Annotated in this window: 20 protein-coding genes, 1 tRNA gene and 2 pseudogenes; 6 read left to right on the top strand and 17 right to left on the bottom strand. The window is 66.1% G+C overall.

Annotated elements, in window-relative coordinates; genetic code table 11:
• The first annotated feature begins 77 nt into the window (after window positions 1-77).
• Window positions 78-280 (top strand): annotated as a pseudogene (locus ACZ7L5_RS43030) (cold-shock protein).
• A gap of 49 nt (window positions 281-329) precedes the next feature.
• Window positions 330-403, top strand: a tRNA-Met gene (locus tag ACZ7L5_RS43025).
• Between the two features lie 217 nt (window positions 404-620).
• Here ACZ7L5_RS43025 and ACZ7L5_RS43020 read toward each other — a convergent pair.
• Window positions 621-977 carry a hypothetical protein gene (locus tag ACZ7L5_RS43020; RefSeq protein ID WP_471524325.1) on the bottom strand — a complete coding sequence of 119 codons (357 nt, stop codon included), beginning with the start codon at window positions 975-977 and terminating at the stop codon, window positions 621-623.
• A gap of 1182 nt (window positions 978-2159) precedes the next feature.
• Here ACZ7L5_RS43020 and ACZ7L5_RS43015 point away from each other — a divergent pair.
• Window positions 2160-3242 carry a WD40 repeat domain-containing protein gene (locus tag ACZ7L5_RS43015; RefSeq protein WP_471524323.1) on the top strand — a complete coding sequence of 361 codons (1083 nt, stop codon included), beginning with the start codon at window positions 2160-2162 and terminating at the stop codon, window positions 3240-3242.
• Window positions 3243-3377: 135 nt separating this feature from the next.
• Here the strand turns inward: ACZ7L5_RS43015 and ACZ7L5_RS43010 are convergent, their stop codons facing one another.
• From ACZ7L5_RS43010 to ACZ7L5_RS42935, 16 genes and pseudogenes are all read right to left on the bottom strand, one after another.
• Window positions 3378-4226 carry an IS5 family transposase gene (locus tag ACZ7L5_RS43010; RefSeq protein WP_471524321.1) on the bottom strand — a complete coding sequence of 283 codons (849 nt, stop codon included), beginning with the start codon at window positions 4224-4226 and terminating at the stop codon, window positions 3378-3380.
• A 58-nt stretch (window positions 4227-4284) separates the two neighbouring features.
• Complete coding sequence (locus ACZ7L5_RS43005) at window positions 4285-4704, bottom strand: RacP protein (RefSeq protein ID WP_471524319.1); 420 nt, start codon at window positions 4702-4704, stop codon at window positions 4285-4287.
• 2 nt (window positions 4705-4706) lie between these two features.
• Window positions 4707-5707: pseudogene (locus ACZ7L5_RS43000) on the bottom strand (DUF6192 family protein).
• A 612-nt stretch (window positions 5708-6319) separates the two neighbouring features.
• A complete protein-coding gene (gdhA, locus tag ACZ7L5_RS42995; RefSeq protein WP_471524317.1) occupies window positions 6320-7663 on the bottom strand; it encodes an NADP-specific glutamate dehydrogenase in 1344 nt (447 codons plus the stop codon).
• Window positions 7664-7756: 93 nt separating this feature from the next.
• Window positions 7757-8881, bottom strand: coding sequence for a CaiB/BaiF CoA transferase family protein (locus tag ACZ7L5_RS42990; protein WP_471524315.1), 1125 nt, complete (start codon window positions 8879-8881; stop codon window positions 7757-7759).
• A 17-nt stretch (window positions 8882-8898) separates the two neighbouring features.
• Window positions 8899-10578 carry an AMP-binding protein gene (locus ACZ7L5_RS42985; RefSeq protein ID WP_471524313.1) on the bottom strand — a complete coding sequence of 560 codons (1680 nt, stop codon included), beginning with the start codon at window positions 10576-10578 and terminating at the stop codon, window positions 8899-8901.
• Window positions 10575-11615 carry an acyl-CoA dehydrogenase family protein gene (locus tag ACZ7L5_RS42980; protein WP_471524311.1) on the bottom strand — a complete coding sequence of 347 codons (1041 nt, stop codon included), beginning with the start codon at window positions 11613-11615 and terminating at the stop codon, window positions 10575-10577. The genes ACZ7L5_RS42985 and ACZ7L5_RS42980 overlap by 4 nt, the downstream gene beginning before the upstream one ends.
• Entirely contained in the window at window positions 11612-12391 is a 780-nt protein-coding gene (locus tag ACZ7L5_RS42975; RefSeq protein WP_471524309.1) for an enoyl-CoA hydratase-related protein, read from the bottom strand. Before ACZ7L5_RS42975 ends, ACZ7L5_RS42980 begins: the two co-directional genes overlap by 4 nt.
• Entirely contained in the window at window positions 12391-13254 is an 864-nt protein-coding gene (locus tag ACZ7L5_RS42970; RefSeq protein ID WP_471524307.1) for a 3-hydroxyacyl-CoA dehydrogenase family protein, read from the bottom strand. The genes ACZ7L5_RS42975 and ACZ7L5_RS42970 overlap by 1 nt, the downstream gene beginning before the upstream one ends.
• Before the next feature lie 12 nt (window positions 13255-13266).
• Window positions 13267-14145: a 3-hydroxyacyl-CoA dehydrogenase family protein gene (locus tag ACZ7L5_RS42965; RefSeq protein ID WP_471524305.1), complete on the bottom strand. Its 879-nt coding sequence runs from the start codon at window positions 14143-14145 to the stop codon at window positions 13267-13269.
• 31 nt (window positions 14146-14176) lie between these two features.
• The gene (locus ACZ7L5_RS42960; protein ID WP_471524303.1) at window positions 14177-14932 is read right to left on the bottom strand and encodes an SDR family NAD(P)-dependent oxidoreductase; all 756 of its coding nucleotides are present in this window, start codon (window positions 14930-14932) and stop codon (window positions 14177-14179) included.
• Window positions 14932-16158, bottom strand: a complete 1227-nt coding sequence (locus ACZ7L5_RS42955; protein WP_471524301.1) for an acyl-CoA dehydrogenase family protein — start codon at window positions 16156-16158, stop codon at window positions 14932-14934. Before ACZ7L5_RS42955 ends, ACZ7L5_RS42960 begins: the two co-directional genes overlap by 1 nt.
• A complete protein-coding gene (locus ACZ7L5_RS42950) occupies window positions 16155-16943 on the bottom strand; it encodes an enoyl-CoA hydratase/isomerase family protein (RefSeq protein WP_471524299.1) in 789 nt (262 codons plus the stop codon). Before ACZ7L5_RS42950 ends, ACZ7L5_RS42955 begins: the two co-directional genes overlap by 4 nt.
• Window positions 16940-18184, bottom strand: a complete 1245-nt coding sequence (locus ACZ7L5_RS42945; protein WP_471524297.1) for a CaiB/BaiF CoA transferase family protein — start codon at window positions 18182-18184, stop codon at window positions 16940-16942. Before ACZ7L5_RS42945 ends, ACZ7L5_RS42950 begins: the two co-directional genes overlap by 4 nt.
• Window positions 18185-18216: 32 nt before the next feature.
• Window positions 18217-19557, bottom strand: a complete 1341-nt coding sequence (locus ACZ7L5_RS42940; protein WP_471524295.1) for an MFS transporter — start codon at window positions 19555-19557, stop codon at window positions 18217-18219.
• A 493-nt stretch (window positions 19558-20050) separates the two neighbouring features.
• Window positions 20051-20791: a FadR/GntR family transcriptional regulator gene (locus ACZ7L5_RS42935; protein ID WP_471524293.1), complete on the bottom strand. Its 741-nt coding sequence runs from the start codon at window positions 20789-20791 to the stop codon at window positions 20051-20053.
• 549 nt (window positions 20792-21340) lie between these two features.
• Between ACZ7L5_RS42935 and ACZ7L5_RS42930 the strand changes: the two genes are divergently transcribed.
• From ACZ7L5_RS42930 to ACZ7L5_RS42920, 3 genes are all read left to right on the top strand, one after another.
• Window positions 21341-22543, top strand: a complete 1203-nt coding sequence (locus tag ACZ7L5_RS42930; protein WP_471524361.1) for a thiolase family protein — start codon at window positions 21341-21343, stop codon at window positions 22541-22543.
• A 259-nt stretch (window positions 22544-22802) separates the two neighbouring features.
• On the top strand, window positions 22803-23729 hold the full coding sequence (locus ACZ7L5_RS42925) for an NAD(P)-dependent oxidoreductase (protein WP_471524291.1): 927 nt from the start codon (window positions 22803-22805) through the stop codon (window positions 23727-23729).
• Window positions 23722-25014 (top strand): MmgE/PrpD family protein, encoded by a 1293-nt coding sequence (locus ACZ7L5_RS42920; RefSeq protein ID WP_471524289.1) that lies wholly within the window; start codon window positions 23722-23724, stop codon window positions 25012-25014. The genes ACZ7L5_RS42925 and ACZ7L5_RS42920 overlap by 8 nt, the downstream gene beginning before the upstream one ends.
• Window positions 25015-25881 lie beyond the last annotated feature (867 nt).

Genomic DNA, 25881 nt, shown 5'->3' with positions numbered 1-25881 from the left:
CGGCTGCGCGGCGGCGGCGGCGGCGGCGGCCGATGATGCCCAGCTGGATTCGTCCGGCGAGAACGAAGGACGGTGGTATGGCCAGAGGCACCGTGAAGTGGTTCAACGCAGAGGAAGGGCTTCGGGTTCATCGCCCAGGCCGGGGGACCGGATGTCTTCGCGCATTACTCCAACATCATGGGCACGGAAACCGGGAGCTGGTCGAGGGAGAGCCAGTCACCTTCGAGGTTACCCAGGCCAGAAGGGGCCTCAGGCGGAGAACATCGTTAGGGGCGGCTGATGTCCTGATCTCTGCCCCTTTCGGACCGCGTGTAGGGTGTAACTGCCGACGCGGGGTGGAGCAACTCGGTAGCTCGCTGGGCTCATAACCCAGAGGCCGCAGGTTCAAATCCTGTCCCCGCTACGAAATGAGGAGGGGCCCGGCGCATCAGCCCGGGCCCCTTCCCGCGTTTGCACGCATCCGCCCGGTCCAGAACGATCCAACCGGCTCAGCACGCCAGCGACGATCTACCGCATCATCACGGCCGTCCCGGCCCATGAAGTTGCCCAGACGTTCGCCTGGCCTTGCCGCTCAGCTGGAATGAAAGCTGCGCGCGGTGATCACCTTCGGTGCTTTACGCTCACGCCCTTCCGAGGGTAGTTCCCCGGCAAGTGCCGGTAATCACGGCACCGTTATTCGAGATGCAAACTTCGATTGTCACCTGCATACCCTCATCAATTTCCAGGTCTACGGTCTCACTTTCACCAGCTCCGGCGGTAACCGTGTAGGTGTAGCTGCGGCCGTCTTCAATGTCGATTTTACCCCGCACGCCAGCACCGTCGACGTCAGTGTCCGTCACGGTGAAGATTTCATCGTCAGCAGTGAAATGTACCGTTCCCGCGCCGGCTATGTAGTCACCGCTTGGCCCGGTGGATGCAGAAGAATTTGTACCAGCGCTCGCAGTACCAGTGGCACCGAGGATAAGTGCAGAGGTCACCACTGCTGTCGTCGCGCCAGTCATAAGGCGCCTCGCCGTCGTTCGCATACCCGTTTCCCTTGTTCGAACCGATTAGTCGATAGATCTTAACGAGTTGGGGAACCATACCCAAACTCGTGGCGCCTATACGCCATATCGGTGGCGGCAGCTTCTGTTACGAACAATGAGGCGCCGTCACGTTGAAAGAGAATCTTAAGGTTGATAAGATCGGTAATGGGAAGCGGAGCAGGCGAAGGTGCGGGCGGGCGAGCATCTGCACGTTATGGGTTGTCGTGTCCAGGGGAGCTCGATTACGGTAAATGCAAAGATGAATATACCTGGCGAGAGGGTAGCCAGCACGGGTGACATGTGGCGTATTCGCGCCACATATGACAACTGGAACGGAGCAGCTAATCGTCGGACGTCACGGATGCGGCATCCACGCGGATCGTCGACCTTCTGGCCTGGACCCGGTCGGACCGGGTGCAGTCTCCTTGGAGAGGATGCGCTCACTTATCCCGAGGACTTCGATTTCCGCCCGCGATACGTGAGCTTCGGGCAATGCACGTGGAGATCAGCGGCTTCAGCAAGGCGTGATACTCAGCGACTCATCTTCGCCTGCCAAATGATCAAGTGGCGTGGGCGGTCACCGTTTTACTTCGCCGCTGCGCCGGACTCGGAGTGCGCACACTCGGGGTGACCAAAAGCGTTATCCGGACCGCAAGTGAGCCTGCACCGACTGTCAGTGGAGTGGTGTAGAACTCACAGTATGAATGATCATCGGAAAATGTCTGCAAAACGAGTCCTGCGGCACATGGCTGGGGGTATCAAGGCAGCCGTGCCGGAGGGGTGGCGACGAGGGCAGCTATGAACCTATCGTGGGGCCTCGGGCGGCGGCGGGAACAGTTTTTATGAGATGGCTGATGGCGCCAGACAAGCTTGCGTGGTCCCGCTGGGGGCAAAGGAGCTGTACGCGCTCAGCGATGCGTCTACTGACCATCTGACGGTCGAGGCCGCGACCAGCAGGACGCGGTCCTCCAGGGGAAGGCCCCACGGCCGGCCTCGACGGACCGCGTCCGCGTACTCCACCAACCACCAGGTTGTCATCGACGCTGACAACTGTGGTCGTTATGCCGTTCGGCTGTCTGAAGTGTGTGGCCGTGGGCAACTGGACTGTCAGTGCTGAGGGTTAGGGTGCCCCGCATGACTGATGATCGAATGATGCGTCGCTTCTCAGGCCACTCCCACGGCCGCACATACCGCACCACGCCTGTGATTCAGTTGGACGGGGTTCTCGTTACGGTCAGCGTTGACAAGGATGGAACGCTGTGGACTTGCGACCTGCTTGGTGGCGAATGCGCCAAGCGTGACCTGGAGCTCGACGCCGCTGGCCCGGAGGACGGCTGGTACTTCGAGAACGGCTTGTGGGGCGAGGACGACCCCGACGAGGACGACAGACCGAAGTTTCGATCGGACGCCTATGAGATCGTCTCTGAACTGACGGTGGCGCATCTGGACGGGCGTCCCGTGCTGGTGACCGGCGGCGGCCGCTTCGACCTGTCGATTCCCGATGAGTGGGACCTGATCGGAGGGGCAGTGCGTGTCTGGGACCTGCGCACTGGTCGCAAAATCGCCAAGACGCTGACCGGTCACGAGCTGGGCGTCGCCTCGCTGACCACCGTGGCGTCCGACCGGGAGCTGATTGCCGTCAGCAGCTGCGAGGCAGGCACGCTGCTGGCCTGGAATCTGACCCATGGTGGCGAACGCATCGCGGAAATCGAGGGCAGTTACAACGGAGCGATGGGAGCTGCTCTCGTCGACGGCCGACCCGTCGCCGTCACCGGAGGCGACGATGATTTCCTTCAGGCCTGGGATCTTCTCACCGGGGTGCAGATCGGCAAGAACCTCACCGGTGGTCCCGAGTCCATGTGGGCTATCACGATCACCGAAATGAACAGCCGGACGATGGTGGTGGCCGTCGGCGACGACAACGCGCTGCGCAGGTGGGACCTCACCACGCAGGAACCGATCGGAGCGCCGATGACCGGCCACACCGACAGAATCCAGACACTGGGCACCGCGACAGTCGCCGGTCGCGCGATCGCCGTGACCGGAAGCGATGACGCCACGACCCGTGTGTGGGACCTGGCCAGTGGCCAGCAGATCGGAGAACCGATCACCGGCCACCATCTCCAGATGGTTACCGAGATAGCGGGAACTCCCGTCGCCGTCACCGCTTCTGAGGACGGCGTCCGCGTGTGGGACCTCACTCTGGCCACCCGTTAGCCTGGGCACTCCGTTCCCGGCGTCTCGGACACCACGACTCGCCGGGTGGCGGTGGAGTGTTCAGCCGTATTTCACCGTCGTCCGGCGGCATTCTGGGCTGACGGCTGGTGAGGCTCCGAGTAGAAGAAGGCGCTGTCAGGGGCCGGCTGATGCCGGTTTCCTGGGCCAGCTGGGGGTGGCGCCCTTCCTCGCGAGGCGCCTGGCCATGAGGGTGATGGCGGCCCAAGTGATCAGCGTCTCGGAGTGCTGGATGAGCCGTTCGTAGTCCCGCGCGTGGCGGCGGGCCTGCATCATCCACGCGAGCGAGCGTTCGACGACCCATCTGCGAGGGGGCACGATGAAGCCGGAGGTGTCCTTGGGGCGGCTGACGGGCTTTATCGTGAGGTTGAGGTGCTGTTTTGCCCAGTCGACGAGCTTTCCGGCGTAGGCGGAGTCGGCCCAGACGATGGTGATCTCGGGGTGCATCAGGCGGAGCCGGAAGAGGACTTCCTTGGCAGCCGCGGCGTCGTGGAGGTCGGCTGGGGTGACCATGACCATGAGGGGCAGGCCGCGCGTGTCGACGACCAGGTGGCGTTTGCGGCCGTTGATTTTCTTGCCCGCGTCGTAGCCGCGGGTGGCTTTGGAGACAGTTTCGGCGGCTTTCACGCTCTGGGAGTCGATCACGGTGGCGACCGCTCGGGGGCCTTTGCCCATTTCGCGGCGGATCCGGTCGGCGAGATGGTCGCGGATCTGGCCGATGATCCCGGCGGCTGCCCAGCGGGCCATGAATCCCCAGACTGTGCGCCAGGGCGGGTAATCGGCGGGGAGGGCCCGCCATTTGCAGCCGGTATCGACGACGTATCGGATGGCGTCGACGATTTCACGGCGTGGGTGTTTCTCCGGCCGGCCGCCGCGGCTGGTCTCGCAGGCCGGGGTGGGCAGCAGTCCTTCGAGCAGGGCCCATTCGGTGTTGGTGGTGTCCGAGGGGTAGCGGCGTCGGCGCATGGCGGGGTGCCTTCGGGCGAGTGCGGCGAGGCCGCCCGCTGGGCGGTCCCGTCGCAGGTCATGAGCTGTTGATGAGGTCGAGGGTGGACTCGATGGAGTTGAGCTGGGCGACGATGTGGCGGATCCACTTGTCGCCCGGGTGGGCGGCGGCGTGCGGGGCGACCGTGCCGGTGATGAACCGGCGGAACTCGGTCAGTTTCTCGCCGAGCACGGCCCGTTCGTATGCCTCCAGCGCGGCACGTTCGGCGCCGAGCTGGTAGCCGTCGGCCCGGGTCCAGATCAGCGGTGGCCAGCCGTTTTCGGCGATGATGTCGCGCAGGGCAGCCAGCCCCGACCTGACCTGGCTGGGAGAAAGTTCGCTGGCGCGGGTCAATTGGGGGAACAGCAGTCCCGCGGGCCGCGCTTCGAACAATACGAACCGCAGGGTGTCCGCATGCCGCTGGGCGGCCTCGCCCCGCCGCCGTGAGGCGCGGGGCACGACTACTCGCCCCGCAGCATGCGGGCGAGCTCGTCATCCATGTCGACCTTGCCGGTGTCGACCGCGGTCTCGATCCAGTCCAGCGTCGCCCGCACCTTCGCGACGTTCCGGTGCACGATCCCAGCTTCGTCCTCGCTCAGGGTGCGGTCGCGCAGGCCCGGGACGGTCCGGCCGGCCGCGGCGACCAAGGAGTGGCAGGCGGTAACCAGGTCCAGGAACTCCACCGTCCGGTCGATGTTACGGACCGCTGGGGCGACCGGGCTGGTGTCCTCGAGGTGGTCGCGGGCTTGCCGGGACCGCTCGACCTGGGCATGGTTGACCTGGAAGCGTGCGGTGTCGTCGCTCATCGCCTTGAACGCGACGTCCGGCCTGCGCAGCAGGTTCGTGGCCGCCGTGGTGGCCACCTGCTCGTCGCGGGTGACTCCTCCACCACCCGGGCCTTGTCCACCGTGGTCACCTTGGCCGTCACCTCCGGCCGCTTCAGGAAGTCGCTGGTCACCGTCGCGGCGACCTGGTCGTCCTGAGCGAGCGTGTGGATCGCGGTGATCTTCTCCTTCGGCGTCACCGGTGTCTCAACCCGGTTGCCGACCCGGCGGCTGGCGTCATCCGGCGTCCACCGGGCCTTGCCCCCAGGCGGCGTGAGGATCGCGTCGAACCGCTCCTGATCGTTCTCGATGTAGGCCAGGACCCGGTGAACGGTGTAGGAGACGCCCTTCTGCCGTCGACTGACCGGCCAGCGCGAGGACGTCCACCTTGCCGACTTCACCGTGCTGAACTTCAAGCCGATGTCCTCGGCCAGCCGTGTGAAGGTCGTGGTCACCGACCACTCCGGGTCCACCGCGTTGTGACCGCCCGGCTCCCTCATCGGCTCGATCTCCAGGGCGCGGTCCCCGATCGTGAACTGCCCGCGCGTCTGCTGTTCCACCACGTCCCGCAGCTCGGCCACGATCTGCTCATAGCGGGACTGGCTGACGCTTCCGACCTTGTCGATCTCCTCCGGCATGGGTTTCACCACCCATGCGGGCCGCAGCACGGAGCTGACGTCTGTGACGTGGACACGGCCCACTCTCCACCCGAGAGTCAGACCGTAAATCCACAGATCACAACGAACGACCGCAAGTGACTGGTTGCTGAACGAAGTTGGACTCTGAATGCGTTCGCGATGCGGTCACTGTGCCCGTTCGCCGAACGTTTCCTTCCGGCGCCTCCAAGCCCTCACCACACACCGCCGCGAGCAGAAGACGGCGTTCGACCTCCGGTCAACGCCAGCCACCCACCGAGCCCCACACTCCGGACACTCGACCTCGCCCGCACCGCCCAGCGCGGCCGCCGTGAGCATGCGCAACCGCCGGTCCGTACGCCACTGCCTGGCACGACACGCCGCAGAACAGAACAAAGCGTCAGGCCGCGAACCCGCCCTCAGCCGGTCACCACAAGCCCGACAGTCCCTCTCCCCGGCCCACCCGATGCCCCTGGACACCACGCCAGCGTAGAACCCAAGGCTACTCAGAACCGGGGATCAGAAACACGCACTGACGCGATTACGCCACGACGCGAACAGCTATGCGTTGCTGTTGCGCGGTGCGGAGTTCCTCCTCTGCGGAGCCCTGAAGCGCTACACCAGCCCGAGCGCGTTCATGGCCGAGGCGACGGTGAGGAATCCCGAGATGTTGGCACCCGCGACGTAGTTTCCGGGCCTTCCGTAGTTGGCTGCCGTGATGAGGCAGGAACTGTGGATGCTGCGCATCGTTTCGGCGAGAGTCTTGTCAGTGTCGGAGAAGGACCAACGGTCGCGAGAGGCGTTCTGCTGCATCTCCAGCGCCGAGGTGGCGACCCCGCCGGCGTTGGCGGCCTTGCCCGGAGCGAAGGCGATGCCCGCGTCGTGGAGAATGTCGATGGCCTTGGGGGTGCAGGGCATGTTGGCACCCTCGGCTACCGCGATCAATCCGTTCTTGACCAGGGCGATGGCATCGGCTTCTCCCAGTTCGTTCTGGGTGGCCGAAGGCACGGCGATGTCACATGGAACGTCCCACGGCGCGCTGTCGGGTACGAAGCGTGCGGTCGGTACCAGTTCGGGATAGGCGTCCAGCTTGCGGTTCTGGTTCTGCTTGATCTCGCGGAGGACATCCACGCGGATTCCGGCAGGGTCGTGGAGGTAGCCGCTGGAGTCTGAGCAGGCCACCACGGTCGCGCCCATCTGCTGCAATTTCGCCATGGCGTGCTGCGCGACATTACCCGCGCCTGAGACGACTACCGTCTTGTCTTCGAGCGAATGTCCGCGTTCGGCGAGCATCGCTTCGACGAAGTACACCACGCCGTAGCCCGTGGCCTCGGGACGGACGAAACTACCGCCGAGAACAAGGCCCTTACCGGTGAGGGTGCCGGCATCGAACCGATTCGTGATGCGCTTGTACTGACCGAAGAGATAGCCGATCTCGCGGCTCCCCACGCCAATGTCACCTGCGGGAACATCCGTATGGGTCCCGATGTGCCGATGCAGTTCGGTCATGTAGGCCTGGCAGAACCGCATGATCTCTGCGTCCGAGCGTCCGCTCGGGTCGAAGTCGGCTCCGCCCTTACCGGCGCCGATGCCCAGTCCGGTGAGCGCGTTCTTGAAGATCTGCTCGAAGGCGAGGAACTTGACGACTCCGAGGTTCACACTGCGATGAAACCGGAGTCCACCCTTGTAGGGGCCGAGCGCGGAGCTGAATCCCACCCGGAATCCCCGGTTGAGGTGTGTTCTGCCACGGTCGTCGGTCCACACCACGCGGAACATGGCTTGCCGCTCCGGCTCGCAGAGCCGCTCCAACAAACAGGCGTCACGAAGCTCAGGCTGTTGCTGGAGCACGGGCTGGATGGAGTGTAGAACCTCCAAGACAGCCTGATGGAACTCCGGTTCGGCCGGGTTGCGGCGGACGACTTCGTTGTAGACCGCTGTCGTGGTGGTGTCGAGGGCCATGGTGGTCAATGCCTTCCTGATCGATGTGCGGGAACTGCACAGGGCCCCGGACGGAGCCGTTCGACTAGCCGTCGGTGCCCCGCACCGGGGCTGTCAGCGACCGGGCCACACTGGTCCGTCCGGGAGCGGATCGAGCGCCGGGTAGCCGAGCCGCTCCGGTGGTCTGCGCAGGTCGGAGTCCACCGGGCTTGGCAGCGTACCGACGTCGAAGCCCTCACCCGTCAGCCGATCGCCGGAGTCGATGTCCACCAGTCCGGCGGACACGGCTTCCTCGAACGTTGCCACCACAACGGAGCAGACGTCCTCGCCTTCGAACACCTTGCGCCAGTGGTCGGCCGTACGTGCGCCGATCCGGTCAGCGATTGCGGTGATGACCGTGCTCTCCTGCCCCCGTTCATCCAGGTACTGCTCAGGCAGTTGCAGCAGTTGCGCCAGGCGCTCCCAGAACTTCTGCTCCAGCGCGGCGACGGCGACGTGCCGGCCGTCGCTCGTGGCGTACACCTGGTAGCGGGGACTGCCACCCGTGAGCAGTTCGCTGCCCGGAATCGGCCATCCGCCGCCGCCTTGGTGCGTCGCGAAGTAGCCGTAGGCCAGCAGTTGGAGATTGCGCGTCATGGCGATGTCGAGATGGCAGCCCTTTCCCGTCGCGTCGCGCTGGCGGAGTGCCAGCAGAATGTTCATCACCGCGGGGTAGGTGCCGGCGGCGATGTCAGCCAGCACCGTGGGGGGAAGGGGTGGATTCCCCCCACGGTCGACCACAACACCCAGGAGTCCCGTCTCGGCGAGATAGTTGAGGTCGTGCGCAGCACGCTTCGCGTGCGGCCCGTGTTGTCCGTAGCCGGTGATCGAGCAGTAGATCACGCCCGGGTTCACCCCACGCACGTGCTCGTATCCCAGGCCCAGGCGGTCGACAACGCCGGGGCGGAACTGCTCCACCACCACGTCGGCCTCTGTCGCCAGTTCGAGCACGCGGTCCCGTTCGGCCGGATTCTTGAGGTCTGCGGCATAGGCGCGCTTGCCTCGGTTGAGCACCGCGTAGTTGGCGCTGGCCTCGCCGAGAGTGGGCCAGTACGTCCGCATCTCGTCGCCCTGACCGGGGCGTTCGATCTTGACCACGTCGGCACCCGATTCCGCCAGGAGCAAGGTGGCCAGCGGGCCGGGCAGCAGGGTGGACAGATCCAATACGCGTACGCCGGAGAGGGGCTGAAGGGTGGTCATGTCTGCCTTCCCGTGCCTCAACTGCCAGTTTCGGTGGTGTAGTCGGACGCCACGAGCTGGCGGAGCTTGAACTTCTGGACCTTGCCGCTCTGAGTGGTAGGCAACGTATCCAGCAGGACCAGCCGCTCGGGCAGATAGTGCTTCGACATACCGTTCGCCAGGAGGTAAGCGCACAGCGTGCTCAAATCCATCTGCGTGCCGGGACGCAGTACCAGGACGGCGCAGGCCCGCTCGCCAAGTCGCTCGTCCGGGTAGCCGATGACCGCCGCGTCGACCACATCAGGGTGATCAAAGAGCACGGTCTCCACATCGGTCACCGGGATGTTTTCGCCACCCCTGATGATGATGTCCTTGCTGCGCCCCCGCAGAGACAGCCATCCGTGCTCGTCGATGCAGGCAGTGTCACCGGTCTTGAACCACAGGCCGGGATAGAAGGACTCATCCGTCGCGTCCGGACGGTCGTAGTATCCGAGGATCACGCCCGGCCCGCGCATCAGCAGGTCACCGGTCACGCCCGGTGGCACGTCCGCGCCCGTGTGGTCGACCACCCGGATTTCGGAACCCGCGAAGACGGACCCGTCGGTCAGCAGGATCTCTGGCGGTTCCGTCGGCGTACACGAGGTCATGATGCTGCACTCGGTCATGCCCCAGGCCGGTGCGATGTAGGCGCCTAGCGCCTTGCTCGCCTTCGCCGGCAGCGTCCTCGGTACCGAGGACCCCGCGATGACCAGGCACTCCAGAGGGCAGTCCGGATCACCGGCGAGTTCGGTGCGCATCATGTCCTGGAGGAACGTCGGGGCGCCGAAGAAGGCGGTCACCTGTTCGTCCCGGATGACCTCGACCCCCCACGCCGGATCCCACCGATCCATGTGCACAGCGGTCCCCGCGAGAAGGGCGGTGAAGAGAATTCCCCAGACGAGGCCGGTGTGGTGTCCGACGGGAGAGGCGATCAGCTGAACCATGGGGTCGCCCAGTGCCTTCGGCCCGAGATGGTCGGCGAGGCCCCTCGCCGCGTAGATGAGAGTGTCGTGGGTGTGCATGGCGCCCTTCGGCTCACCTGTGGTGCCCGAGGTGAAGCCGAGGTAACACAACTCGCCGGCGTCGCGTCTCTCGAAGGTGCGCGCGGGGACGTCCATGAACGTATCCCAGGTGTACTCGCCCGGGCCGAGGTCCGTCGTGTCCTGGTCAATCACCACGATGTGTTCCAGAGTGGCGATCTCCTGCCGCAGGCGTCGTGCGAGTGCGAAATGGTCGGAGCCCCGCCACGACCGCGGGACGACCAGTACCTTCGCCCTGGACCGGCGCACGATGGCCGCGGCCTGCAGCTCTCCGTACGACACCGGTACGCCGGTGTAGATCGCGCCGATCTCGTTGATGCCGAAGACCAGCGAGCAGTACTCGAGCCAGTTCGGCAGCATCACCGCGACGGTATCGCCCGCGCCCACACCGATGGCAGCCAGCGCCGATGCGGCTTGGTTGGCCGCCCGATCGAACTCCCGGTAGGTCAGCCGCTCCGGTGCTCGACCGGTGCGGTGCCCGACCAACGCCGTGCGGTCGGGATGGCTGCCCGCCGCCTCGGACAGTACTGACCGCACCGTCCTTCCCTGCCACCAGCCAGCCGCCCGGAACTCATCGGCGTCGTGTCCGGTGACCGGTGTGTGCTGACCACGGAGCAACTCCGCCAGCGAGCCCGTCATGAAGACTCCTTCCGCGAAATTGTGCCCGTGCCGAGCACGTGGTCCGCGGCCGCCGCGCGGCGAAGGTTCCACACATCGCACGAGGCACGCAGGGATACCGCGGCACGCAGCATGCTGCCGACTTGATATTCCGTCAGATAGCCGTAGCCACCGTGGACCTGAACGGCTCGCGCACAGGCGTCAATGGCTTGCTCACAGGCCGAGTCGAGCACTTCGGTGGCCTGCCAGACCGTACAGTCCCGTGGCCTCAGCACCTGGCGCAGCGCCCTGCTGGCTGACCCCGAGGCCGCCAGCAGCGTGTCGCGTACGCTCGCCAGGGCGGTGAGCGGCGCACCGAACTGCTCACGCTCTTCGCTGTACTTCAGCGCTGCCTCCGCTGCGGCATCGGCGATCCCGGCGGCGACCGCCGCCGCGCCGAGCCGCAGCCGGATGCGCACCGCGTCGGTGTCGACACCGTCAACCACCACGTCGGCTTCCGCGACGGATTGGACCAGTTCGGCCGAGGAAGTCAGCGCACCGTCGAGGCCGGTGCGCCGCAGCGGCTCGAACCGCAGCGCCTCTGGAGGGAGGACCCGGACCGTACCGTGCCCGAGGACCACCACATGAGGACGCTCGCCGGCCGGGTCGATCCGGTCGACCCGGCCGGAGATGCGCCCGTTGTCCGATGTCAGGCGCACGGCAACCGAGGCGTCGTCGACCACCGCCACCGCGCTGTCCCCCGCTTGTATGGCTCGGGAGAGCGCGTTGTCGCCGAGGATGTCCACGGCCGCATGCGCCTGCACCGACGCCCAGGCAAGTGCGGGCCAGCGGCGGGCGATGCAAGCGAATGCGAGGGCCGCGAGATCGTCACCCGCCTGGTCCCCGTCCGTGGACGCCCCCAGTGTCCACACGCCAAGCTCGACCAGGTGCCTTCGGACCGCTGCAACCTGACCCGGCTGCTCATCGTGCGGGAATTCCTTCGTGCCCGCGACAACTGCGCCGAGCATGGCCGCGAGGTCGGTCTGCTCAGTGCTCAGGGCAGGGGCGTGGCCTGTCACGTCCAGAACCTTTCGGCATCGGGCTGGCGCCGCTCGGTGAAGGCCTCGCTCACTTCGTGAGCCTCCTTCGTGGACAGGTACACGCTGAGGTATTGGTCGTGCGCCATCCTGGCCTGGCCGGAAACACCGTTATGACGGCCGGAGAACGCTGCCTTCAGCCCTCCGAGTGCCATCGGGCTGCGCGTGGTGAGTTCACGGGCAACCTCTGCCGCCCGTTCGCGCAGTTCAGCTGCCGGTACGACCTCGTTGACCAGTCCCATCTCTCGCGCCTGCGCGGCGGAGTACTTGCGGTTCAGATACCACATCTCCTTGGCCCGCTTGCGGCCGATCGTGTCTTCCAGGTACCAGCTTCCGTAGCCGGCATCGAAGCTGCCCACCATCGGGCCAACCTGCCGGAACACCGCGGTGTCAGCGGCGATGGTCAAATCGCACACGGTGTGCAGTACGTTGCCCCCGCCAACCGCGAAACCGTTGACCGCAGCCACGATCGGCTTCGGGACGACATCGATCGCCTGGTACACGTCGATGATCGGCAGCACTTGCGACTGATCGAACGAGGTGATGGGTTCGTGCTCCCCGCCGATGCAGAAGAACTTCTCTCCGGTGCCCGTGAGTACTGCGGCACGCAGTGCCGGATCAAGCCGGAAGCGCTGCAAGGCGTCGGAGAGTTCGAGGCAGGTCTGGTGGCGGAACTTGTTTCCTGCCTCGGGCCGGTTGATCGCGATCGTGAGGACGGCGTCGTCCCTCTCGACCAGGATGTCGGTGTAATCGGTCATCAGCTCTTCTCCTGGACGGTGCGGAATCCATGGCCGTTCTTGTTGCCGTGGTATCCGGCGGCGACCATCTGCCGCAGCAACGGCGGCGGTGCGAACCGGGGGTCGAGCGTGGCCTCGTAAGCGCTGTGGGTGGCATGGTTGTGCACGTCGAGACCGATCAGGTCGAGCAGTTCCAGCGGTCCCAGCCTGTACCCGAGTCCGAGCCGCATGGCGGTGTCGATGTCCTCTGCGCTGGCCAGGTCCCTGTCGTACTCGGCGATGACATCATTGAGATAGGGCATCAGAAGGTAGTTGACGAGGAAACCGGGCCGGTCCGGTACGACGACCGGTTTCTTGCCGAGCGCGTCGACGAATGCCACCAGCCGCTCCACCACAGCCTCTTCGGTCTGCAGGGCGCGGACGACTTCAACCACGCTCATGAGCGGTGCCGGGTTGAAGAAGTGCAGGCCCGCGAAGCGCCCGGGGTGAGGCACGGCACCCGCCAGATCGGTCACCGAGAGGGCTGAGGTGTTGGTGACGATCAGCGCCTCGTCGGCGACTACCTCTGCGACCCTGGTGAACAGTTCACGCTTCACCTCGGCACGCTCAGTCACCGCTTCGATGACGAGGTCGCTGCCGGCCACCTCGGCGACATCCGTGACCGGCCTGATGCGGGCGAGGACTTCGTCCCGCTGAGATGAGGTCACCTTGCCTCGGGCGACGCCGCCCTCGAGGAAGGCGGTGAGCGCGCCGAGGCCGGCATCGATCCGGTTCTGGTCCGCTTCGAGCACGGTCACCTGGTGGCCCGACATCGCGGCGACCTGCGCGATACCGGCGCCCATGGTGCCCAGACCCAGCACAGCGACTCGTTGAATTGCAGACATGGTCATCCTCGCTCACGTACCGAACAGCCGGTTGTCGTCGTAGGTGTAAAAGCCGCGGCCGGTCTTGCGTCCCAGATCGCCAGCGGCGACCATCCGGTCCACCATCGGCGGCGGGAAGAAGCGCGGATCGCGAAGCTGCTCGTACAGCCGTGTGGCCACCTGCTGGTGGATGTCCAGGCCGACCACGTCCAGCAGCGCAAAGGGACCCATGGGGTGACCGAGTGCGCCGGTCACCGCCGTGTCAATGGACTCCTTGGTGCCAAGGCCCGATTCCAGCGCGTTGATGCAGCTGTTCTCCCAGGGAATCAGGAAACGGTTGACGATGAACCCGGGCCGATCCTTGGTGGCCACCGTTGTCTTGCCGAGTGACGCAAGGAACTCGACCGTCGCGTCGTGGGCCCAGCTTGCCGTGTGGTGACCGTCGGCGACCTCCACCAGCTTCATGAGCGGTGCCGGGTTGCAGTAATGCGTGCCGACGACCCTCTCTGGACGCTTCGATCCGGCCGCGATCGCGGTGACCGACAACGTCGATGTGTTGGTGTGGATCAGGGTGCGCTCACCCACGATGCCGTCCAGCTCGGCGAAGAGTTCCTTCTTCGCACCGAGGTTCTCGTAGATCGCCTCGATCACCACAGCGGCCGAGGCGAGGTCACTCAGCTCGGTCGTTCCCTCGATCCGCCCGGCTGCCGCGTCCGCCTGTTCCTGCGTCAGCTTGCCGAGCCTGGCGCTCTTGGCGAGGAAGCCACGGACCGATTCGACTCCCCTGCTGAGGTTGCCCTCGTCAAGGTCGTGGATGATCGTCCGATACCCCGCTCGTACGGCGACGGTGGCGATCCCGGAACCCATCGTCCCCGCGCCGAGCACCGCCACAGTGCGCTCTTGCGTTGTCACGTCGTTCACTCCTGTTCGAGGTTCGCCGTCCTCATCGGACGGAATGACCGCCGTCGATGACGATCGTCTCGCCGGTCATGAAGTCCGAGGCGTCACTGGCGAGCATGAGCAACCACGGCTTGATTTCTGCGGGCTCGCCCATCCTGCGGGTGGGAATCGCCTTGATCACTCGCTCGGTCGTCTCCACGTCGGCGCGCAGCTCCGCGTTGAGGGGGGTCGCGAAGTAGCCGGGCGCCAGTGCGTTGACGCCGATTCCGTAGCGAGCCCACTCGATTGCCATGGTTTTGGTGAAGGAGACGACGGCCGCCTTGGAGGCTGAATAGGCGGCATGGCCGGCGACACCCTTGAACGCGAAGTTCGACGCGATGTTCACGACCTTGCCGGACCGTGCCGGCACCATGTAGCGCCCCGCTGCCCGCGTGGCGAGGTAGACGCCACGAAGGTTGGTCGCGATGACCCGGTCCCATTCTTCCGGTTCTTGCTCCAGCAGTGGCGTCGTGGCGACGATGCCGGAATTGTTGACCAGCACGTCCAGCCGGCCGAATCGCTCCACTGTGGAGTCGACCAGGTGATTGACCCCGTCGACATCGGTGATGTCTGCCGGGCAGGCCATGGCCTCCCGTCCGAGAGCGGCCTGTTCACCAACGAAACTGTCCAGCTCTCGACCAGTACGCGCCGCTACGCACACCCGTGCGCCCGCCTCGGCCAGTGCCTCGGCCATGGCACGCCCCAGGCCACGCCCTGCACCGGTGACGATGGCGACCTTGCCGTCGAGTGACGTCGTCATCACAGCTCCTTCACTGCCCGTGCGGTGTCGCGGGCGATGAGCATCCGCTGCACCTCGTTCGTGCCGTCGTAGATCTGGGTCACTTTGGCGTCACGTAGGCAGCGCTCGACCCCAAGGTCGGCGATGTCCCCGTAGGGCCCGAGGATGCGCATGGCCTCGCGCGCGGCATGCCAGCCGAGGTCGGTGCAGGACTGCTTCATGATGCCGATCTGCCCGACCGGCGGTTCCCCTGCGAGATCCACCTGGCGTGCGACGCTGAACAACAGCAGTCGCCCCTGCAGGATCTGGCCGCGCAGTGTCGCCAGTGCGAAGGCAGCCTCGTCCGGCAGCCGGGAACCATGCAGCCGCTTCAGCGCGCACAGCGTGCGGGCGTAGGCGGCGCGCGCCAGTCCCACACCTTGCGCGGCGGCGCTGATCCGCGACTTCGTCACCGAGTTCATGACGATGCGCCATCCGCCGCCGGGCTCGCCCAGCAAATGGTCGGCAGGAATCTCGACTTCGTCGAAGAACAGTTCGGCGGTACTCGATCCGTTCATGCCGAGCTTCGACAGCGGGTTTCCTCTGGAAAGGCCGGGCCACCGCCCGTCAAGAACGAAGGCGGTAATGCCGTCTCGTCCGCGGGAACGATCGACCGTGGCGAAGCAGATGATCACGTCGGCCCGGTCGCCGGTGGTGATGAACGTCTTGGCCCCGCTGAGCCGGTATCCGTCCGCACGGGGGGTGGCGACTGTGCGCAGACTGGACACGTCGCTGCCCGCGTTGGGTTCGGTGATCCCAAGCGCTCCGTACGTCTTGCCGGTCAGCAGGGCAGGGATGTACCGCTCGGCCAGTTCGTCCGATCCAGCGACCATGATTGGGTACGCCGCGTGCATCTGGGTCATGTAGACCAGGCTGGTAGCCGCGCAACCCGCGGTGATCTCCTCGACGGCGGCAGCATAGGCGACATTGGTATCGCCGGTTCCGGACAGCCGCTCCGGAAAGATCAGGCCTCCCAGGCCCGCCTTGGCCAGCGCTTGGTAACTCTCGTGCACGAACACGTGATCCCGGTCGGCGGCGGCAGCCCGCGGCGCGACCTCATGAGCCACCACGTCCCGCACTGCCGCCCGCACGGCCAGCTCCCGCTTGCTCAGCAGGGCGTCCGCGGCGGACTCGTCGAGTGCTTGGTGCCAGGCGAGATAGGACTCGGGGTCTAGGTCGATGTCAAGCGCAGCCACTGCGGTGTTCATGCCTTCACCTCGAATTCCGGTGTCCGCTTCTGCCTGAACGCGGCGATTCCTTCTGCTGCTTCGGAACCGCCGATCGCCGTCGCGGCCAGCCGTGTCTCCAGGTCGAGGCCCACGTCCAGTGGGCTGTCGAGCCCGACGTCGACCGCGTCGAGGATCGCGCGGCACGCGGCCGGGCCACGCTGGGCGACCTCGCCCGCCGCCGCCAGGGCGAAGGGCATCAGTTCACCGGGCTCGACCGGAGGGAGCACCGTGATGCCGAGATGATAGGCGCGCTCGGCATCGAAGCGATGGCCGGTGAGCATGGCGTGCCGCGCCACGGCAGGCCCCACCACCCGGGCCAGGCGCTGGGTTCCGCCGTATCCGGGGATCAACCCGAGCCCCGCCTCGGGGAGCGCGAACGCCGCTCGGTTGGAGGCGACGGCGAACGTGCAGGCGAGTACCAGCTCGAACCCCCCACCGAGGGCAAGTCCGTTTACCGCGGCGATGACGGGGACGGGGCACTGCTCGATGCTGCGGATGACAGCCTGCCCTGCTCGCATCAACGGGGTCGCCTCATCGACGCTCAGCCCGGCGAGTTCGTCGAGGTCTGCTCCGGCGCTGAATGCCTTGTCACCGGTACCGGTGAGCACGATGGCGCGGACATCCTTCGATTCCGCCAACGCGGCGATCTCATCGCCGAGTTGCCGCAGAATCCCCGAGTTCAGCGCATTGAATGCCTGCGGCCGGTCGATCCGAACTGCGGCGACCGCGCCGTGGCGTTCCACCGCAACGTTTTGCTGACTCATCGTGCTCCAGGTGCTTCCGTGGTGGCCTCCTCGATCGCGCCGCGTCCCTGCAGGTGCGCTATCTCGGCCGGGGTGTATCCGTGTTCGGCCAGTACTTCGGCCGTGTGCCCCCCCAGTTCCGGGAACCGGGTATTGCGCAGGTCGGGGACCGACGCGAACCGGAAGGGGCTGCGCACGCTGTACAACCCCTCGCCGGCCCCGGGTACGGGCAGCAGGCTCCTTCGGGCGATCACCTGTGGGTCCGCGACTACTTCGGACAGCCGCTGCACGAGGGAGCACGGGATGCCCGCGTCCCCGAGGATCTGCTGCCACTCGGCGGCCGTCCGCTCGGCCATCCGCGCCCCCACCAGCTCGGTCAGCTCAGTGCGATGAGCGCGTCGCCCTGCGTTTTCCGCTAGTTCGGCACGCTCCGCGAGTTCGGGAAGCTCGATCGCGACGCAGAAGCGTCGCCACATGGCGTCGTTTCCGATGGCGATCACGAGGTCACGGTCGGCGGTCCGGAAGGACTGGTACACGGCGAGGACAGAGTCGGTGCCTCCGCTCGGTGCGGGCTCCGGGTCGCCTGCCAGGTAGGCAGCGATCCTGGGCGCCATCAGCGCCAGATCCGAGTCGAGCAGGGAGACATCAATGAGGTCACCGACGCCCTCTGTCCTTTGCCGCACGGCCGCCGCGCTGATGGCCAGGGCGGCACACATGCCGGTGACCACATCGGACAGTGCCGTGGACACGCGCTGCGGGGCGCCGCCCTTGGCTCCGGTCACCGACATGAGGCCGGAACGGGCCTGCGCGGCGAGGTCGTATCCGGGCAGGGTGTTGTCCGGTCCGTCCAGTCCGAATCCGGACATTGCGCAGTAGATGAGGTGTGGGAAGTCCGCCCGCAGCCGTACGTGGTCGATGTCGAGTGCCTCGAGCTTGCCTGGGTTGAGGTTCTCCATGAACACATCGGCCGTGCTGATCAGTGTGCGTAGTGCGGCCAGCCCCTCCGGGACCCGAAGGTTGATTGCCACGGAGCGCTTGTTGCGGTTCGCCGAGGCGAACCACGCCGACGCCGACTGAACGAAGGGTGGGCCCCAGGAACGGGCGTCGTCGCCTGTTCCCGGGCGCTCCACTTTGATGACGTCAGCGCCCAGATCTGCCAGGTACATGGACGCCGTCGGACCCGCGTATGAGGTCGTCATGTCGACGACTTTGAGGCCTGTGAGCGGTCCGCTCGTTGACGTCGACCCGTCCTGGTCGCTCATGAATCCACCTTTACGTCGATCGGGATTTCGTTTTAAACAACCGTCGCCGTTGCCTTTGACTCGCTCAGCCCGGGTCTTCCCGCGCTTGCAATGTCGTCGCGATAGGACTCTCGGGCTACGAATACCGCTGCGAAAGTCACACATGCGCCCGCGATGATGTAGAGCGCAAGCGGCCAGGGTTTTTGCGCCCACGCGAACAGCGCGGCCGCGACGAACGGCACCGGCCCGCTCAGTAGCATGCTGCCCATCTGGTAGCCGATCGCGGAGCCGCTGTAGCGCACCCGTGTCTCGAACAGCTCCGGCAGAAAACTGGACATGGGCGCGTAGGTGAGCGCGTGCACGACAGGCAGCGCGATGATCATCGCTGCGATGACGGCGACGGTATTTCCGGTGTTGATCAGCCAGAAGAATGGATACGCTTCCAGCGCGGTGAGCACAGCCCCGATGAGCAGCAGGGGTCTGCGGCCGAACCGGTCGGTCAGGATCGCGACGACCGGCATGGTGAAGATCTGCAGGCCCGCTGCAAGACAGACGGCAAGCAGAAGTGTGCCGCGGCTGACGCCCGCTTCGTTCTGGCCGTACCTCAGCGCGAACACGGTGGCCATATAGAAGGGGATGCTGTTGGCTGCCATCGAGAAGATGGCAATGAGCAGAGGCCTCCAGGCCCTGCGCACTACTTCGCCGGCCGGGAATCTCGCTTCTTCCCCGCGGTCGCGAACGGCCTGGAAAACGGGCGACTCCGAGATTTGTACCCGGATGTAGAGACCGACGGCCACCAGGACGGCGCTGGCGAGGAAGGGCAGGCGCCATCCCCAGCTCATCATCGCGTCGTGCGGCAGCAGTTCGATGAGAAGAAAAGCGCCTGTGGCCAGCACCAGTCCGGTCGGCACGCCGCACTGTGGCCAACTGGCGTAAAACGCCCGCCTGCCCGGTGGCGCGTGCTCAACCGCCATCAGCACGGCGCCACTCCACTCGCCGCCGATCGCGATGCCCTGCAGCAGACGGGCCATAACCAGGAGTGCCGGTGCCGCTATGCCGATCTGTTGGTAGGTCGGCAGTACACCGACCGCTGCCGTACCGACGCCCATCACGAGAAGGCTGAGCACCAGCATCTTCTTGCGTCCGAGACGGTCACCGAAGTGACCGAAGATTACGCCGCCGAGAGGACGGGCCGCGAAGCCGACCGCGAAGGTCGCGAACGAGGCGAGTGTGCCGGCAAGCGGGTCCAGCGATGGGAAGAACAGCTCGCCGAAAACCAGCGCCGAAGCCGTGCCGAAGATGAACATGTCGAAGAACTCGATGACGGTGCCGATGAAGCTCGCAAAAGCGACCTTGGCGATCGGGACCTCGGACGTCTGGGATCGATGAGACATGCGCCGCCCTCCTGAAGGGTTGGCCGATACAAGTCTGTGCCCAACACTGGAACAGTAGAGTATTTGCCACCATGCTTCAAGGTCCGACTTTGGTCAAGCAAGCATTAGTCCAACATTTGCAGCCACTAGGTTGGGAGGTGCGACGGGGCGGCGACACGGTCGCATCCTGCGCGCGTGCACAGCGCTACACCGACCCGGACATACGCGACAGAGCCCCGACTTGATGCGTTCAAGTCGGGGCTCTGCGTCATGGGGGCGGCGGAGGGGCGTCGCTTCGCGGGCCGGCGTGCGGGCGCGTGTGCGGGGGCCGCATCAGCAGTCTCGCGTGTGCAGTCGAGCTGGTGCGGAGCGCCATCGCTGGCACTACGTGATCTGCGGCGGGCTTGTGCCGAGCGAGGTCAGCCGGCCCGCGGGGCACATCGAGGAACATCTCGAAGGCACCCGCGACCCAGCGGCCGCGCCGTTCAGCGGGTCACGAAGCCCGCGCTGAGGCTCAACTGTTGTTCACGTGGACCGCGAGATGCTTTCGCAGGTAGGTCAGATGGTCCACGATCGCCTCTTCCCCGGCATCCGGGTCTTGGGCTGCGATCGCGTCCACAATGGCCTGGTGCTGACGCACCGTCGTGCGGCCGACTTCAGGAGAGAGGTCCAGATAATGCACGGGCTCGGTCTCATGGTGGAGGGCGGCGACAAACGAGGCGAGCACCCGGTTCCCTGATGCCTGGGCGATGAGCGAGTGGAACTGCTCATCGAGCTTGGGAACGAGGGGATCCTCCACCGAGGCCGTCTTCTGCTGCTGCACGATGTCTCGGAGCTGCGCGAGGTCGTCCTCACTACGGTGCACCGCCGCGAGACGGACAGCAGGGATCTCGAGGTACTGCCGCACCTCGGCAACCTCGCTGAAGTTGATACTGCCGAGCGCGAGAAGGTTGTGCACGGAGTCGATGACCACAGTGCCCAGGGAGTGGTGGTCCACTGACTGAACGAAGTTGCCTCCGCGTGACCCCGGGACCTTGTAGAGCAGGCCCTGCGTCGTCAACGAACGCAGCGCCTCTCGCAAAGTCGTCCTGCTGACGTTGAATTGCCTGGCCAGCTCGGACTCAGGTGGAAGCATCTCGCCACTCTTGAGCTCACCCGAGAGGATCGTCAGCCGGATCTGCTCTTCGACCTGTTCTCTCGGCCTGAGGACCTTCTGTCCGATCACTCGCGTCTTGGCGTCCTGCCGATCAGCCACGATTCAGTTCCACCCGTTTCCGACGAGGTTGGATCATCTCCAACAGCTCATTGTCGGATAGTAACACGGTGACTCACTGACCGACATATCACCATCATAGGCTGGTTCTGCCAAGTGGTACTCAACGAGACCGAGAGGCGCCCTGAATCATGGCATCCCCGCGCCCTGTGTGTCTGGGCCGCACCTGCCACTACCGAAGAAGGGGGCCGCATGACGAAGCGCCCGTACACCAGCACGGCGCGAGCGCCCACGCCGCGAATCACGGAGACGCACTCTCGAGCAGCACGCCCGCCGGTCGCCGTGATATGTAGGACTTGGTTGACAGGGTCTAAATGTTGGATAATAGTCGCCCTGTCTACCTGTAGGGCTCACGCCCACGAGAGGTCACCGTGAGACCACACTGGGCGCCGACCCGCCCTGTGTCGGCGCCGCATAGCGCCAGACGGGCTTCAGCAGGCAGCACCGCATGCCGTGCGAAGCGAAGACGGCCGTCGAAACCCCACACCGCCCCGATTTGCGGGTCGTCACCGAGGAGGCCCAGGCATGAGCCTGCGAAATGTCTACGTTGTGGATGCCGTCCGGACTCCGATCGGCCGCTACAACGGGGCGTTCGCGGCCGTGCGCCCCGATGATCTCGCCGCGCACACCATCCGAGAACTCCTCGCCTGCGTACCAGAACTGGATCCCGTTCGGGTCGATGACGTGTACTTCGGCAACGCCAACGGTGCGGGCGAGGAGAACAGGAACGTGGCCCGCATGGCGGGTCTGCTCGCCGGCCTGCCCGTGTCGGTGCCGGGAGTGACCGTGAACCGGCTGTGCGCCTCCGGCCTCGAGGCCGTGATTCAAGGTGCTCGCGCCATCGCACTGGGCGACGCATCGGTCGTAGTCGTCGGCGGAGTCGAGTCGATGACGCGCGCCCCTTACGTTCTACCCAAGAGCACCAACCCCTTCCCCGCCGCCCACGCCGAGCTGTACTCGACCACACTGGGCTGGCGCATGGTCAATCCAGCCATGGATCCCCAGTGGACCGTCCCGCTCGGCGAGTCTGCGGAACTCATCGCTGACAAGCATGGGATCACCCGCGACCAGCAGGACCAGTTTGCGCTGGCCAGCCATGTCAAGGCCTCGGCCGCGCAGGCCTCGGGCATCCTCAACACGGAGATAGTGCCCGTCACCATCCCCCAGCGTCGGGGTGAGCCGGTCGTCGTCGAGTACGACGAGTCGATCCGGCCCACCGCGTCTCTCCAGGCCATGGCAAAGCTGAAGCCCTCCTTTCGCGCGGACGGCGGCACCGTCACGGCAGGCAACTCCTCCCCTCTCAACGACGGTGCCGCAGCCCTTCTCCTCGTCGACGACATCGGCCTGCGAGCCACCGGCCGCGAACCACTGGCGCGGATCGCCGCCACGGGGGTGAGCGCTATCGAGCCCCACTACTTCGGTCTGGCACCGGTCGAGGCCGTCAACCGGGCTCTGGCCAAGGCAGGCCGCCGCTTCGGCGACCTGTCGGTGCTCGAGCTGAACGAGGCCTTCGCCGCCCAGGTGCTGGGCTGCGTCGCCGAGTGGCCGGAGCTGGACCCGGCCGTGCTCAACCCCCAGGGCGGCGCGATCGCCCTCGGCCACCCACTGGGCGCGTCCGGGGCCCGGCTCGCCGGTACGGTCGCCCACCAATTGGCGCGCCGCGGCAGCGGCACCGGAATCGCCACCCTCTGCATCGGCGTCGGTCAGGGCCTCGCCCTGGTCCTCGAACGCTAGGACGTCCATGCCGCGCCTGCCTTGGTCCGATCGTCCCGAGCCTTCGCGTATGTGTCCCGCGTCGTGGCGCACGGCCGCGGCCGTCGGTCGCCTCCGGGCGGGAAGGCGTGATCGAGAGTGGTGTGATGACCGCCCGCGGGCTGACTTCTCGACCCACCTCGGCTGGCCGCAACTCCGTGCCCGCCCGCGCGGAGCATGGACCTCCCCCTGCTGTGCCGGAACACCCCCTTCACTTCTCCTGAGCAGGATGTGATCAACAATGCGGGAACTGGCGTTCATCGGCGTGGGCACAATGGCAGCCGAAATGGTCTGGCGCTGCGTCGAACGAGGATGGCGAGCCCATCTCGTCGATCCCAGTCCGGAGGCGACTCAGCCCTTCCAGGGTCGGGCCGGGATCATCGTGCACGACACCGTGGACACGCTTGTCCGGAACGCTGAGATCGTCCTCCTGAGTCTCCCCACACCGACGGCACTGCTCGAAGTCAGCAAGCAACTGTCGGCGTCCGGGCCGGTCGAGCACCCCATCACCGTGATCAACACGTCCACCAGTGGCCTGTCCGCCACTCGTGCGGCGGATGCCGAGCTCACCACGGCGGGATTCGCGTTCATCGACGCCCCCGTCAGCGGCGGTAAGGCGGGGGCGCGGCAAGGGGCGCTCACCATCATGGTGTCGGGAGCTCAGGAGGCCGTCGAGCAGTGTGCCCCTGTGTTCGAGGCCATCGGCCGACACATCGTCCATGTGGGAACAGAGCCAGGCCAGGCTCAGGTCATGAAGGTGGCAAACAACGTCCTTTCGCTGGGCGCGCTTGCCGCCACCGCCGAGGCCACGGCCTTGACCAGCAAGGCGGGTATCCCCCTCGATGTCGCGATCGACGCGCTGAACGCAAGCTCGGGCCGCAATTCGGCCACTGCTGTGAAGATCCCGAATCATGTACTGACCGGCGCGTTCGACTTCGGCTTCCCCGTCGCGGGCGCACTGAAGGATGTCTCCCTGTTCACGGACGTCGCCGACTCTCTGGGGCTCACCGCGCCCCTGGCCAAGGCGGTGGTCGAATGCTGGGAGCTCGCCGTCGACCAGGGATACGGCACGCAGGACTGCACGCGGATCACCACCATGTACCAGCGCATGGCCGGGCTGAGCGCTGAGGGCGACGAGGACGATGAGTGCGGCGGTAGTCATGAGTGACGACACCCTGCTCCCGGATCCGCGCCCGACGCTGTGGCGGCATGCACACGGCGCCGCGACAGCCGCCGACTCCGCAACGCTCGACCGTGCTGCAGGGTGTCTGGCCGTGGCGGTCGCCGACATGGTGGTGTCAGCACGGACCGGCCGCCACCGAGCAGCCGCGGAAGCATTGGCAGGCGTGCCGGGTGCTTGCACTGTCAGCGGCTTGGCCGAGCGAGCCGACATCAGTGGCGCAGTACTCGCCAACTCCTATCTGATGCACGCGCGTCTCACCGACGATTCCTTTCGCGTGGCCGCACACCCCGGGCTCGCCGTGGTTCCTGTGGCGCTCGCTGCCCTGGAGCGAACCGCTCAGCACCATGCGCGGCCCGCAGACGGTGAAGAGCTCCTGCGCGCTGTGGTCGGCGGGTACGAATGCGCCTGCCGACTCGCCGAGCGACTACTGCCCGATGTCTCGCAGCGCGGCTGGCGGGTCACCTCAGTGATCGCACCGCTGGCCGCAGCCGCCACCATGGCACTCATGCTCGGCCTGCCGGCGGAAGACGCGTACGCCGCCTTGGGACTGGCTGCCGCGGCCACCGGCGGCCCGCTCGGGGTCGTCTCCACCGAGGGAGACAGCTGGAGTCTGCAGCCCGCACTCGCGGTGCAGGCCGGTGTCTCCGCGGCGGTCGCCGCCTCGTCCGGCCTTCGCGGCGGGGCGGGCACTCTCGCGGGCCCGCACGGTCTGTACTCGCTGTTCGGCGGTGTGGGTGGACTGGAACCGCGCTCGCCGAAGCAGCAGGCCGCCATCCACCGAGTCACATTCAAGCGGTTCCCGGTCGCTATGTACGGCCAGTCGATCTTCGACGCACTGCAGAGGCAGCAGCCCGTCGAAGGAACACTGCGTCATATCTCGGTGCAGGTTGCGCCGTTTGCCGCGAGGTACGGCAATCAGCGTGATGCTTCGCATGACTCGATCGCCAGCGTCGAAGGGATTACGAAGGCGGCGCTGCAGGCCTTCCATCCCGGCGTGGCTGCCGACTGGGAAGCGGAGGGACTCATAGAGGTCCTCGGTGCCCCGGCCCTACCCGAGTTGAGCGCGCGAGTCGACATCGAGCTGTCCGACAACCGTGCGTTCTCTCTCACCGGCGATGGCGACACAAGCGGGTGGGGCCCGGACGATTTCCGCGGTCACTGCACCACGCTCCTTGGCGACACCGGCGGCCACCTCTATGACGCGGCTGCGGCACTGCCCCACGGCGGCAGTGCCGATCGGCTGCTCGGTCTATGGGGCACGGCACGTTGAACACCACGCCTCGGGGCCGAGGTTGAGAGGTTGGGCTCAGGCCTTGCTCCGGCCACAGGCCGGCGGGGGCTAGTTCACCTCAAGCCGCGTCGAGTGATCGACCCTCAGGACTGCACCTGCGACCGGACTCGCTTCGAGGGGTACAGGCCGTCCGAAACGCAGGTGTTATCAGCAGCGTGGCTGACCGCCGCGCCAGCGCAGCGTGGCGGAAGAAGCTGCCGACCGAGGCCGGAAACGTATTGCGCTCAGGCGACGTCGTTGGGCGCCGAGCGCCCGGCAGGGAGTTCACTTTGCGGCCACCGCCGTGCCGTGCAAGCACGTTGGGAAAGCTCACTGCGTCGACCGGCTCGCGACTGGTGCATGCATGCCTCACACAGCGCGCCGATACGGCAGATGGTAGTTCCGAAAACAAATCGACTCGGGCTTTCGGTACGTTCCATCATCCCTCGGACGCGACGCTGGACCGTCCGCAATCCGAGGTTCAGTCTTCTACCAATCGCAGAATCCGGCAGACCGGCATGCATGAGTTCCAGTATGTGGACATCGGTGCCGTCCAGACAAGGATGCGGGCAGCACGCCATCTTTTCCGGTTCGTCTTGAACCGAGAATCTGCGCGAATTCAACGTACTGCCTCCGCTTCTCGATGTGCGGGCGTGCTGGTCTGGACCCCGCTCACGACATCGCCGTGGATGCGGTCCACCCCTGCGCCACCGAGCCTTCGCGCGGCTGGGCTGCAGTGTGGCTTGCACCAGTACGCCGTTCGCGATCGTCGCACCGCCGACGCTGTGGCTTGCCGATCGACCGGAGGCACCACCTGGGCGGCGAATGGCGAATGACGTCTCTCTGATGGACTCGTCCCGACAGTTC

The organism is Streptomyces sp. NPDC107528 (assembly GCF_055639295.1).
The sequence above is the reverse complement of the archived record's forward strand: the minus strand, read 5'-3'. Positions and strand labels throughout refer to the sequence as shown.